The following is a 12,615-nucleotide window of genomic DNA, read 5'->3' as shown; positions in this document are numbered from 1 at the left end:
TTGAAGCCTCCGCCTTTAGGCGGGGGTTATTGACCTTTTCCGTGGCCTCGACCGCGAGCTTGGAGGCGGCGGGCAGGATGGACATGCACATGGCGATGATCGGATCGACGATGAATCCGGGGAACGCCTGCTTGAAGAATTCCTCGATTTCCTCAGGCGTGCGGGCGAAGATGCCGCTCATCAGGTAGCCCAGCGTGAGGAAAGACGCCGTGAAAAGAGCGCGGCTCTCTTCGTCCATCCTGGAAAGTGTCTCGCTGAGAAGCTTCGCGTAGTGTTCGCCTGCAGTGGGGCCATCGTAATCGCCTTCGATGACGGGGGCGAAGTGCTTCTTGAGAAGGGAGCCGTCGTCCTTCTCGGGTGTGTGATGCACGAGGAATTCCGAAAGCGTGGCAAGGCTGGGAAGGAAGGTTTCGGTAGTGGCGTCTGCCAGATGGAGCTTCTTGAAGTGTTCCTTTGCGGCGGCCTCGTCCTTCAGGAAATGATTGACGGCGGTGAGTGCGCATGAGAGCGGAAGACAGATGTCCTGATTCGCTTCGGCACTTTCGCATGCCTCGTCGAAGCTTCTGCACATCTGCATCACGGGGTCGTCGGATTCGACGAGTTCCACGCCGGCGACGATGCCGGCCAGATGGAGGGCGAGTCCCCGGTCGGAGGCCGCAAGATCGTCAGACTCCGCGAGACGGGAGCTCGCGCGGGAGTCGATGTCTTCGGGACGACAGTCGAGCATGGCGGCCAGGGCGGAGACGAGAAGGGCAAGAGCGACTCTGGCGGGATGGTCGGCCTTCTGGCTCACGGCGCGCTGAAGGTTCCAGAACTGCTCGAAAACGGCATCGAGCTCTCGGTCGAAGGGCGAGAAGCGGCTGGAGACTGCGGCGAGCACGTCGCTTGCCGTGCGGGACTCGTTGAACTGCCTGAGCACGGCCGGAATGAAAAGCGGCTGAATGCCGGAACTCTCAAGGTTTTTCTCGAGAACCTTCGGGTCGTCGTTCGAGAGGTCTCGAAGCACCGAGACGATCCTGTTGTGGCACCACGCAAAGCAGGCGCGGGAACTCGACGAAAGGCGCTGCAGGCTCTTGTTGAGCTCGGCGACGCTAGCGGCCTCGGTCGGAAGTTCGATGAGGCTGCCCCGGAAGTCGGCGTTCATGCCGAGTTCGCCGAACATGATCTCGAGAACCCCCTGAAGGTCCCAGTAGGCGCCCATGAGCCCCGTGAGGTCGCTGTTGTCGTAGAGATAGTGCTCGATGGGATCCTCATCGTCGTCGGGATCCGCGCCGGTGACGATGGACGAGGAGGAAATCGCGCCCCAGATGACGTCGAGCGAGACGACGAGCGGATTGCTGTCGTCTCCGAGCGTTCCCGCGAGCTCGCGAATCATGTCTGCGAGGGTTCCGCTCTCGGCGGCCGCGTCACGGTCGAAGGCTTCCGCATCGTCGGCAAGGTCTCCGATGGCCTTGACGGCAGTCTCCAGAACGTTGTTGTCTTCAGCCGTCAGGCCGAGTGCGGCGACGATGGCGGCGGATCCGCAGTGGATGTGCGCATAGAAGGGGCGCAGCGATTCGGGAAGCGCCTTGTAGGCGGTCAGAACGGCGGAAGTCGTGAACTCGGAGGGCGATTCGGTTTGAGGTACCTGCATGGGGAATCCTTCGATTGAAAAAACTGCCAGACTGAAAGTATGCGACAAATCGCCGGCATTCGCGTGCTTGGCAGGGTAATGCCTGAGATTGCGCGGGTTGGGCACTGCTTGTTTTTGGGATCAGCGCCGCCAGTTTTTGTACGGATTCCTTGCGAGCATCGAGTTGTAGTAGCGCGGATCGCCCGTCACCTCCTCGCCGATCCACTCGGGCTTCTCGAAGGAAGCATCCACGGATGGCAGCTCGATCTCGGCCATGACGAGGCCCTCGTTGTCGCCGAAGAATTCGTCCACCTCCCAGACGAAGCCCGCAAACGGAATCTTCGTGCGGGTTTTGGCGATGACGGGCTTTTCGGCGAGTTCGTCGAGCATGGTCCGGGCCTCGTTGTACGGGATCTCGTACTCGTACTCGGGATGCGCGATGCCGCTTCCGCGTCCCTTGACCGTGAGAAAGCCCTTGTCGCCCACGGTTCGCACGCGCACCGTGCGGTTCCTGTCGCTGCAGAGGTAGCCCTGAGCGTAGCGCACGGCGCAGCCGAGCTTCCGCCAGCCGTCCGACTTCACGAGAAACTTGCGTTCGATTTCAATGCCCATGATTCCGGTCCCTCCATTCGATTCAGTTCATCGACCTGGCGCTTCGAGCGCCGCGAGCACGGTCTGCACGAGTGCGAGGCGATTTTCGGGCGTTGCGCCGCCCGAGTCGATCCTCAGCTTGTCGGGCCCGAGCATGCGGGCGTCCTTCCTCGACTGCAGGAAGCGGATGAGTGCCATCGGCTCGACGGCGGGCCTTGCCGTGAATGTGATGACGGTCGCCGTGTCGGCGCAGTCGATCTTGCGCACGCCGAGCGCTTCGCAGCGAAGGCGCAGCCTGTGGATCTGAGTGAGTCTCTGCGCGGCCTCGGGAAGCTTGCCGTAGCGGTCGGCGAGCGATTCGGTCGTGCGGATGATGTCCTCGACACTCGTCGCGGACGAGAGCTCCTTGTAGAAGCCGAGGCGTTGCGAGACGTCCGAGACGTAGCTGCTCGGCAGCAGTGCGGGCGCATGGAGCGAGATTTCCGTGGTCGGCACGAGGGGCTCCGTGAAGTCGGGAAGTTCTCCGCGCTTGAGTGCCTTGACGGCATTGGCGAGCATGCGGCTGTAGAGGTCGAACCCGACCTCGGCGATCTCGCCCGACTGGTGTTCGCCTAGCACTTCGCCCGCGCCTCGGATCTCGAGGTCGTGCATGGCGAGGTAGAAGCCGCTGCCGAGTTCCTCAAGGGACTGGATGGCTTCGAGGCGCTGCTTCGCCTGCTTCGTCGTGGCGCCCGAGGGCGGGGTGAGCAGGTAGGCGTAGGCCTGATGGTGGCTTCGGCCGACGCGGCCGCGCAACTGATGGAGCTGTGCGAGGCCGAGCTTGTCAGCCCGCTGCATGATGATCGTGTTGGCGGTCGGGACGTCGATGCCCGTCTCGATGATGGTCGTGCAGAGGAGCAGGTTGTAGCGCTGCTGGTAGAACTCGCGCATGATGTGCTCAAGCTCGCGCTCGCTCATCTGTCCGTGCGCGACGGCGATGCGTGCTTCGGGAATCAGCGTGGCGAGCTGCTCGCGACGGTTCTCGATCGTCTCCACCTCGTTGTGCAGGAAGTAGACCTGGCCGCCGCGCTTGAGTTCGCGGATGACGGCCTCGCGGATGAGGCCCGGCTCCTCGGCGTGCACAAAGGTCTTGACCGCCAGACGGCGCTCGGGGGCTGTCGCGATGACGGAGAAGTCGCGGATGCCTTCGAGGCTCATCGAGAGCGTGCGCGGGATCGGCGTGGCCGTGAGCGTGAGGACGTCGACCTCGGCGCGCAGCTTCCTGAGCGTCTCCTTCTGGCGAACGCCGAAGCGGTGTTCCTCGTCGATGATGACGAGGCCGAGGCGCTTGAAGGACACCTTGTCGGTAAGAAGCTTGTGCGTGCCGATCACGATGTCGACCGTGCCGTCGGCGATGCCTTCGAGCGCCTTCGTCGTCTCTTTGCCCGTTCTGAAGCGGGAGAGCTCGGCGACGCGCACGGGCCAGGGCGCGAATCGGTCGCGGAAGGTCTGGGCATGCTGCTCGGCGAGCAGGGTCGTCGGGCAGAGCACGGCCACCTGCCGGCCCGCCGAGACGGCGACGAAGGCCGCGCGCAGCGCGACTTCGGTCTTGCCGAAGCCCACGTCGCCGCAGACAAGGCGGTCCATCGTCTTGCCCGTCGTCATGTCGTTGAGGACGGCGCCGATGGCGGCCGCCTGGTCGGGCGTCTCGTCGAATGCAAAGCCCTCGCAGAAGGCCTCGTAGTCGCTGATGTCGATGGGGAAGACGACGCCCTTGCGGGTCTCGCGTAGCGCATAGAGGTGCAGGAGCTCGGCCGCCGTGTCGCGGACCTGCTCGGCCGCCTTCCTTCTCGCCTTTTCCCAGTCGCCGCGTCCGAGAGCGTGCAGCGGGGCGTTCTCGGGATCGGCGCCCGAGTAGCGTGAGATGAGGTGGAGGTTGGCGATCGGCACGAAGAGCTTGGCCTCGTTCTTGTAGTCGATGCGCAGAAGCTCGGCCTCTCCGTCGGGCGTGTCCATGTGCACGAGCCCCTGATAGCGGCCGATGCCGTGCTCTAGGTGCACGACGGCATCCCCGATCTTGAGTTCGGAGACGTCGCGCACGATCATTTCGATGTTGGTCGACTGGCGGTTGCGGCGCAGACGCGAACGCCTCGGGCTGGCGGCATAGAGCTCGGTTTCGGTGAGGATCGCCGTACCGGGATTCTCAAGGAGGCTGCCCGCAAAGAGCGGCGCGGCCGCAAGGCCCACGGGCGCGTCGCCCGCGAGGAAGTCCGCCCAGTTTTCGTACTCCGTGAATTCGAGGCCCGACGCCCTGAAGAGCTCGCCCATCGTGCCCATGCGGCCCACCGAGGTCGCAACGATGAGCGTGCGGCGGCCCCGCGTCTTCTCGGTCGTCGTGAAGGCGATGAGGTTCGAGACGGGGTTCTGGCTCTTGCGGTCGACCGCAACGCCCTTGAGGGCGAGCGCGTCTTCGGGGGCTCCCTCGCGCCTGAAGGTGAAGCGCGCGAACTTCGAGAGGCTCGTGAAGAACGCTTCGGGCGTGAGCCAGAGCTCCTCGGGCTTCATCGCGGGACGGTCCGCGTCCGTTTCGAGCATGCGCTGGCGCGAGAGCGTCTCCTTCATGAAGCCAGCAAGCGCGGTCTGCACGTCGCCCACGAGCACGACGCGCGTGCCCGCCGACAGATAGTCGGCCAGCGTGGCCGTCTGCTCGAAAAAGAGCGGCAGATAGTATTCGATGCCCGGCGGCAGGACCCCGTTGCCGATGTCGCGGTAGACGAGGCTTTTGCCCGGATCGCCTGCAAAGCGCGTGCGCCAGCGCTGCCTGAAGCCCGTGACGGCCTCGGGCGTCACGGGGAACTCGTGGCCCGGAAGCAGCCTGATCTCGTTGACGGCCTCCATGGAGCGCTGCGTCTCGACGTCGAACCAGCGGATCGACTCGATCTCGTCGTCGAAGAGGTCGAGGCGGAAGGGCCTGTCGGAGCCCATCGGGAAGACGTCGATGATGCTGCCGCGAACGGCGAATTCACCCGCCGCGAGCACCTGCTTGACGCCTGCGTAGCCTGCGGCGGCGAGGTTCGAGCGAAGGCCCTCGACCGAGAGCGTGTCGCCGGGACGGAAGAAGAAGGTGTTCGCGCCCACGTAGGCGACGGGCGCCATGCGCTGGGCGGCCGTGACGGCGGAGGCGATCACGACGTCGAGGCCCTTCGTGCCCGAGGTCATGCGGTAGAGGGTCTCAAGGCGCTCGGAGACGATGTCCTCCTGCGGGGAGAGCACGTCGTAGGGGAGCGTCTCCCAGTCGGGGAGGCTTCTGACGCCGAGTTCGGGACTGAACCAAGGGATCTCCTGCCCGAGCCTCACGGCGTCGAGCGGATCGGCGCAGATGACGAGGAGTCTTTCATGCCTTGTGCGGCACTTCTCGGCCATCTGCGAGAGCGCGAGCGCGTCGGGTGCCGCCGTGCCGATGGGCAGCGCGTACCTGTCGCCGGGCCCGAAACGGAAGATGTCTTCGGAAATCAGGTCTGGGATTGCGCTATTGAACATGTGTGGGCTCCGTTTTGTGTCTTGAGTCGGAAGTGACGATAGCACAAACCGGAGGACTCTCAGAGGGCGGTCGACAGGCGAGGGGCGACACCTTCGGCCGATATGCCGTAGGATTAGGTGAAGGCCGCCCGATCTGCGAGCGGCCGATGGAGGCCCGACCATGCTGAGAGCTCATCGATGCAGACGTTATGCGGCGCGCTTGAAGGAACTCATCCGCTGCACGCCCGTGGATCCGCTTCTTCTCACCGAGGGAGAGGTGACGGACCTTGCGTGCCTTCACGCCGACAGCACGCGCCCGACGGCCGGCGAATGCCTCCTTCATGACGACAGGTCTCCCGTCCTCCTTCTCTCCTCCCTTCATCCCGCTCCCGAGACTCTATGGGACGAGGACCTCGCGCTTCTCACGCTTCTTCTCGAGCATTTCGGCCTTCGTCCGAGCATGGAGACGGGGCTTGCGCTCTATACCGCAGTCCTCTGCCGAAGCGCGGGCTTCACCGACTGCCCCGAATTCGAGGGCTTCGAGCGCCCCGCACTGCCCGAGGGCGCCGACCTCGGCACGCTGCTTGTCGATTTTCTGTATCCCGAAAGCAAAAATCCCGGCGTCTGGGAGACGCCGGGATTCGGAGTGCAGGATGCGGCGGAGTTCGCCGCGGGCTAGACCTTAGAAGCGGTACTGACCCTGGATGCCGATGATGTAGGCATCAAGCTTGCGGAACTTGCCGATTTCCTCATGCTTGGAGTTGTAGAGGCTGCGTTCATGCACGCCGTGCAGGTGAGCGAAGCCCACGTCCGTCTGGAAGTCCTTCGTCCAGTGGAAGGAGGAGCCGATGGCGAACCACCAGCGGTCGGCGTCGGGAATCGTGCCGGTACGCGTGTACTTGTCGTCGATCGTGGACGTTTCGTAGGCGATGCCGCCGCGCAGCGTCCAGAAGCTGTTGATGCGGGCGTCGTAGCCGACGGAGTAGAGGTACGTGTCCTTCCAGTTCTTGGGTTGGGAGGAGCTGAACTTGCCGGCTTCAACCGTCAGAGCCTTGAAGCTCGACCAGTCGGCCCAGCGCATGGTGCCGTAGAGGCTCAGCCAGTCGTTGACGTCCCAGGCGGCGGAGAGCATGGCCCAGGCGGGGGCGTCCATCGAGACGGTGGCGGGCGTGGTGATGACCTTGGAGAAGACCTGATTATCCACGGTCGAGTTCACGGTGACATTGAGGTCGCCGTTGACCGTGTGACCGATTGCGGAGCGGTAGGAGGCACCGATGCGGACGTTTTCAACAGGCGTCCACATGGCACCGACGTTCCAGCCCCAGGCGTCACCGGTTAGGCGGGTGTGGGTGTTGGAGATGAAACCGTTCGAGATGAAACCGTTCGAGACTGCGGACTTGTTGAAGCCGAGCTTGGCCTTCACGTACTGGTAGGAGACGCCGGCGCCGAGGGAGAATTTGTCGGAAAGCTTCCAGGCAAAGGTCGGGTTGAAGTCGTAGACCTTGATCTTGGCATCGGTGCCCTCATAAGCCTGTTCCCAGTTGTCGTCATATTCGGTGGAGAGGCCGAACGGCACCGTGAAGCCGAAGCCGATCCAGGTCACGTCATTGATCTGGTGCGAAAGGAAGAGGTTGGGTACGGCTTCGGGCTGCTTGCGGCCGTTTTCGTCATGGATGGAGCCGCCGTCCTTGCTGTTGTAGTCGAGGTTGAGGCCGACGCCGACGAAGCCGAACTGAGCCTGCGTGCCCGTGTGAAGCGTCATCGTGGCCGGGTTGTAGTAGAGGCCCGAGACGTCGGTGCCGTCGACACCCATGCCGGCGTAGGCGCGGCCGAGACCGAGAGCGGACTGCTCCGTCAGCTGGAAGCCGCCGGCAACGGCGGCGGAGGAGAAGGTGGCGGCCACGGCGGCGGCAGCGGCGGCGCGGATGAAATTCTGATGCAAGATCTGCTCCTGGTATGGATTGGAGTGCGCGACACATGTCGCTTTTCGGGCTTTTTATGCGTGTTTTCCCGAACGAGGTGTGCACCCTAACACATTGCAACAGAGTTTTAGAAGCGGGCTAATCCGTCAGCATGATGAGTCCCCTGAAAGACGAAAAGCACCGTCAAGCCCTATGGGAGAGGGTTTTTGGTGCTTTTTTAATCCTGAAGGACTACCTTAGAACAGGTACTGCATCTGGGCGGAGAAGATGTAGGAGTCGAGCGACTTGAATTCGCCGGAGGCCTTCTCGTTGACGGACACGAGTTCCTTGTCGCCAACGCCCTTGATGTAGGTGGCGCCGAAGTCGAACGTCAGGTTGTCCGTGTACTTGTAGGAGGCGCCGCCCGAGAACCAGACGCGGTCGGTGTCGGGAATGACGGCCATGCGGTACTGGTTTTCAACGGGGCCCTGGTCGTAGGCCACGCCGCCGCGGACCGTCCACTGGCCGTTGAGCTTGTAGTCGGCGCCGACGGAGAAGAACCACGTGTCATCCCAATTGTTGGTGATGGTCGAATGGGCAGCAGCGATCTGATCGATCGCAGGCGCGGAGCCAAAGCCGCTGTTGTCAAGAGAGAGGGACTTGAAGTTCGACCACTTGGACCAGCGGGCTGTACCGGAGAGGCGGAGCGCATCGGTGGCCTCCCACGTGGCGGAGAGCGTGATTGTGTCGGGCGTCTTGATGCGGACCTTCATGTCGCTGGTCAGAGAACGCATACCGTTGATGTCGAGAGTCGTGTGGCCGTCGGCGTTGTGCGCGATGTGAGAGCGATAGGCGAGGCCGACGCGGACGGTCTCGACAGGCTGGAACATCATGCCCACGTTCCAGCCCCAGGCCCAGCTGTCGCCCTTAACGTTGGCATGGGCTGCCGTCTTGAAACTCGGAACGTCGAAGCCGAAGCCGAGTTCGGCCTTGGCGTACTGGAGCGAGATGCCGCCGCCGACGCTGAGCTTGTCGTTGACCTTCCAGGCCAGATTCGGGTTGATGTCGAAGGTGAGGATCATGGACTCGGTGCCACGGTCCATGCCGCCCCAGTTTTCATTGAATTCGGTGCCCATGCCGTACGGGACGGTGAGGCCAAGGCCGGCCCAGAGGCTGTCGTTGATCTGGTGGGTGATGAAGCCGGCGGGAATGGTCTGGCCCTTGAGACGGCCGTTTTCCGTGACGGAGCCGTCATGGCTTTCGTAGTCAAGATTGACCGCAACCCAGGTGCCCGTCGCCTGCATGCGCGTGCCGGAGAGAAGCGTCATGCCGGCGGGATTGTAGTGAACGGCGGAAAGGTCGTCACCCACGATGCCGGCGCCGGCCATGGCACGGCCCATCTGGATGGCGGACTGCTCGGAGAGCTGGAAGCCCGCGGCGTAGGTCTGGGTGGCAAAGGCGCCGGCAACCATCATCGCAGCGGCGGCAATCTTGAAAGTCGGGTTCTTCAACGGAAAACTCCTGTCAATTGAAAGTCTGAGCGAGGCGTCCCGCGACGGGCGCCGTCGAAAAAATGAATTGAGGGAATTTTGAAGAATCAAAGGACCGAAAACGAATCATCTTTCAAAGGGTTAACCCTAAGTGATGGGCGGCTTAATCCGCGCGGATGATGCTCGCTGAAGTGAATGAAATCGTGTAAATCCCTGTGTTCCAATTGAATGCAAGGGGAAGCGTCTCGATGAGCCTTCCCCGAAGGGGCGGCATGGTAATCCGAAATACTTTGAAAATGGTCCGAAATGGGCCCGAAACGGGCCCGAAGATCCTCGGGAAATGGGTGCAAAAATGGCCTGGCTTCAATGAAGACCGGGCCATTGGACGGGGATTCGAGCGGGTGTCAGCCCTGAGGTTCGGGATCGTTGGGAGTGCCGTAGTCCATGGAGGCGGCCGAACCGATGATGCCGACGACGCGGTTGAAGAGCGACTGCAGCTCGAGGTGCAGGGCGGAGGTGTCGATGGCGCCCGACAGACCGCGGGAGACGCGCTCCATGTGGCGCAGCGTCAGCTCGTAGCTGTCGCGCAGGATCGCCTCGCGCTCGTTGTTGAGCGTGTTGCAGAGGGCGCGGCGCTTCTCAAGGTCCTTCTCGGCGAGAATCATGGCAAGCTGCTCGAGGCAGACGCCGACCCGGTGATGCAGGGCCTGAAGCTCCTTGAGGCCGTCGGGCGTGAACGAGCGGTTCTTGCGGCACTTCTCGTTCATGATGACCGTGATGATGCGGTCGATCGTGTTGAGGGCGACCTTGATGCTGCCGTTGGCGTTCTTGAGGTACTGCCACTCGATCGCCTCGGCCGTGGTGAGCTGGCCGCGCATGACGAGCCCGAGGTAGCGTGTCATCGTGCTCGTGCGTTGGTTGATGTAGTTGCCGCGATCATGCAGGATGAGGATCTCGCCGTCGGCGGGATTGATGCGGAGCATGATCTCGATGTCGTGCCAGAAGCTGCGCACGTCGCCCGTGATGCGCTGCAGCTCCGTGCGCGCAACGTTGAGGGACATGCCGCTCGAGATCAGGTTTTCCTTCGCGAAGAGGTCTGCGGCCTCGCCGCCCGTCTTGGCATCAGCCTTCTTTTCCGGGATGATGCGGTCGGCAATCCTTGCGAAGGGCTTGATGATGAAGAGGCCCGTGCCCGAGATGATCAGGTTGAGCGTGACGTGGAAGTAGATGATGCTGTCGGGGATCGCGCCGAAGCCCTCGGCGATGAAGGGGCACGTTGCGAGCAGCAGGGCCGTGAACGAAAGCGTCACGGTGCGCCACATCGTGTTGGCGACCGGACCGCGGCGGCCGATGCGCGAGGCGGTCATCGTGGTCATGAGCGCAAGGATCGTGCTTTCGATGTCCGCGCCGAGCGCCACCCAGAGGCCCGTGGAGACGGGGATGACGCCTGCGGTGACGAGGCCTGAGGTGATGATCACGGCGGCAAGGCTCGAGAAGCAGCCGAAGCCGAGGCACAGGCCGAGCAGTACGGCGAGGATCGGCGAGTGGGAGATCTCGAGGAAGAGAGGCGCGAGCTCCGTGCTCGTGCGCAGCGGCATCGTGGCGGCCACGATGAGGCTGAGCGCAAGCATGATGATGCCCAGGCCGATCAGGATGCGGCCGAACTGGCCCTGACGCGTGTCCGCCTTGCGCATGAAGAAGAGGCAGGTGCCGATGAAAATCAAGAGCGGCGACAGGAACGAAAGGTCGAAGGTGAGCACGCGGGTCATCAGGGCCGAACCGAAGTCGGCGCCGAGAATCGTCGCGAAGGCCATGTTGGTGGTGAGAAAGCCTTCGGCCTGAATGCTCGCCACGATGAGCGTGGCGGCGGTGGAGCTCTGGAGAAGAGATGCGAGCGTGGTGCCCGACGCCATGGCGATGGCCCGGTTCTTGAGCCGGACGGAGAGGAAGTCCTTGAGGGCCACACCGAAGGTGCGGAGCATCCCGGTCTTGACCATGTAGGCTCCCCAGAGCAGGAGGGCGATGCCTCCGGCCATGTGGATGAGCGACTGCATAAAAGCCTGCCTCCGTGGAAAAATGTGTTGAAAATAGGCGGATGTCTTTCGATATTAGCGGAAGGTCCGTTCAAAGTGCTCTTCCTGCGGGAAAACGCTTTGTAGCTAAGCCTCGGTACAATGTGCCCATCAGGGCCTGCCTCGCCTGCGGAGGCCACGGGACAAGAAGGAGAAACGGATGAGTGAAGCCACGAAGGTGGTCGGGCTCGTGTGCGCGGCCGGCGTCGGCAGCCGCATGGGGCTCGGCTCTCCCAAGCAGTACATGAAGTTCGGCTCGGAGGCGATGCTCGTGCATACGGTGCGTGCCCTTCGAGCCGTCGAGCGCATGGGCGAGATCGTCGTGGTCGTGAGCCCGACGGATCCCTACATCGACGACGTGGCGCGCCACTTTCCTGAAAACGTCAGGGTGCTGCGCTGCGGCGGCAGGGAGCGTGCGGAGTCGGTCGTCAACGGCCTTCTCAACGCAGGGTTCGAAAGGGACGCGTGGGTGCTCGTGCATGATGCGGCGAGACCCTGCCTGAAGCCGAGCGAGGCCGCCCGCCTCATCGACGAGGTGCTCGCCGACGGCGGTGTCTCGGGCGGCATCCTCGCCGTACCCGTCGCCGACACGATCAAGCGTGCGGACAAGAGCCGCATGATCCTCGAGACGGTGCCGCGCTCGGATCTGTGGCGCGCGGCCACCCCGCAGATGTTCCGCGTGCACGACCTCGTCGAGGCGCTTTCGGGCGACCTCGCGGGGATCACCGACGAGGCGAGCGCCATGGAGAGGCTCGGCCGTCCCGTCAGGATCGTGCCGGGACGCACTACCAACATCAAGGTGACCGAACCCGCCGACGGCGTGCTCGCGAGCCTCATCTTAGGAGACGGCGCCGTGGTGCCCTTCCGCGTAGGTCAGGGATACGATTCCCATCGATTGGTCGAAGGCCGTCCGCTCATTCTGGGCGGCGTGCAGATTCCGTTTGAACTCGGCCTTGACGGCCACTCGGACGCCGACGTGCTCCTGCACGCCGTGACCGACGCCGTGCTCGGCGCTGCCGCCCTCGGCGACATCGGACAGCACTTCCCGCCCTCGGATCCGAAGTGGAAGGGCGCGGACAGCCGCGTGCTCCTCAGGGCCGTCGTGGCGCTCGCAAGACAGAAGGGCTGGACCGTCGTCAACTGCGACGCGACGATCGTGGCCGAACGCCCGAAGATCGGCCCCCACATGCCCGCCATCAGGGCCTCGCTCGCCGAGACGCTTGGCGTCTCCGAAGAGGTGGTCAACGTCAAGGCGAAGACCAATGAGAGGATGGACGCCGTCGGACGCATGGAGGGCATGATGGCTCAGGCCGTCGTGCTGATGAGCAGGATGGCTTGAGGCGAATCTGAAGCCCGTCCCAACAGGGAAAGGGGCCGCTCGTGAGAGCGGCCCCTTCGTGGTGCGCCCCGCATGGGTGATCTCTACAGGGTGAAAGTCCCGAAGGCAGGGT

8 protein-coding genes are annotated in these 12,615 nt (G+C 63.4%); 2 read left to right on the top strand and 6 right to left on the bottom strand.

Translation table 11 applies throughout. The annotated features are described in order from the left end of the window. The 3 genes from HMPREF3036_RS02495 to mfd all read right to left on the bottom strand — a co-directional run. The coding region (locus HMPREF3036_RS02495; RefSeq protein ID WP_156469722.1) for a hypothetical protein at positions 1-1,633 on the bottom strand (1,633 nt) is incomplete at its 3' end. A 120-nt stretch (positions 1,634-1,753) separates the two neighbouring features. Then, positions 1,754-2,224: a CYTH domain-containing protein gene (locus tag HMPREF3036_RS02490; protein ID WP_005433052.1), complete on the bottom strand. Its 471-nt coding sequence runs from the start codon at positions 2,222-2,224 to the stop codon at positions 1,754-1,756. Between the two features lie 27 nt (positions 2,225-2,251). Beyond that, on the bottom strand, positions 2,252-5,722 hold the full coding sequence (gene mfd, locus HMPREF3036_RS02485) for a transcription-repair coupling factor (protein WP_062331231.1): 3,471 nt from the start codon (positions 5,720-5,722) through the stop codon (positions 2,252-2,254). Between the two features lie 160 nt (positions 5,723-5,882). Here mfd and HMPREF3036_RS02480 point away from each other — a divergent pair, with 160 nt between their 5' ends. Continuing rightward, on the top strand, positions 5,883-6,380 hold the full coding sequence (locus HMPREF3036_RS02480) for a hypothetical protein (RefSeq protein WP_156469721.1): 498 nt from the start codon (positions 5,883-5,885) through the stop codon (positions 6,378-6,380). Positions 6,381-6,383: 3 nt separating this feature from the next. On the opposite strand, the gene HMPREF3036_RS02475 is transcribed toward HMPREF3036_RS02480, so the two are convergent. From HMPREF3036_RS02475 to HMPREF3036_RS02465, 3 genes are all read right to left on the bottom strand, one after another. After that, positions 6,384-7,643 carry an OmpP1/FadL family transporter gene (locus HMPREF3036_RS02475; protein ID WP_082897321.1) on the bottom strand — a complete coding sequence of 420 codons (1,260 nt, stop codon included), beginning with the start codon at positions 7,641-7,643 and terminating at the stop codon, positions 6,384-6,386. A 216-nt stretch (positions 7,644-7,859) separates the two neighbouring features. Then, positions 7,860-9,113: an OmpP1/FadL family transporter gene (locus tag HMPREF3036_RS02470; protein ID WP_062331224.1), complete on the bottom strand. Its 1,254-nt coding sequence runs from the start codon at positions 9,111-9,113 to the stop codon at positions 7,860-7,862. 383 nt (positions 9,114-9,496) lie between these two features. Beyond that, positions 9,497-11,146 (bottom strand): Na/Pi cotransporter family protein, encoded by a 1,650-nt coding sequence (locus tag HMPREF3036_RS02465; protein ID WP_062331221.1) that lies wholly within the window; start codon positions 11,144-11,146, stop codon positions 9,497-9,499. Positions 11,147-11,324: 178 nt separating this feature from the next. Between HMPREF3036_RS02465 and ispF the strand changes: the two genes are divergently transcribed. Beyond that, entirely contained in the window at positions 11,325-12,503 is a 1,179-nt protein-coding gene (gene ispF, locus HMPREF3036_RS02460; RefSeq protein ID WP_062331218.1) for a 2-C-methyl-D-erythritol 2,4-cyclodiphosphate synthase, read from the top strand. Positions 12,504-12,615 lie beyond the last annotated feature (112 nt).

Origin of the sequence: Sutterella sp. KLE1602 (assembly GCF_001578585.1) — a bacterium.
Lineage (GTDB): Bacteria > Pseudomonadota > Gammaproteobacteria > Burkholderiales > Burkholderiaceae_F > Sutterella > Sutterella wadsworthensis_A.
Note: the sequence above shows the minus strand (reverse complement) of the source record. Positions and strands in the feature narration are given on the sequence as shown.

Excerpts from the sequence above, each read along its gene's own strand:
- HMPREF3036_RS02465 (WP_062331221.1), bottom strand. The coding sequence starts at position 11,146 with ATGCAGTCGCTCATCCACATGGCCGGAGGCATCGCCCTCCTGCTCTGG.
- HMPREF3036_RS02490 (WP_005433052.1), bottom strand. The coding sequence starts at position 2,224 with ATGGGCATTGAAATCGAACGCAAGTTTCTCGTGAAGTCGGACGGCTGG.
- mfd (WP_062331231.1), bottom strand. The coding sequence starts at position 5,722 with ATGTTCAATAGCGCAATCCCAGACCTGATTTCCGAAGACATCTTCCGT.
- ispF (WP_062331218.1), top strand. The coding sequence starts at position 11,325 with ATGAGTGAAGCCACGAAGGTGGTCGGGCTCGTGTGCGCGGCCGGCGTC.
- HMPREF3036_RS02480 (WP_156469721.1), top strand. The coding sequence starts at position 5,883 with ATGCTGAGAGCTCATCGATGCAGACGTTATGCGGCGCGCTTGAAGGAA.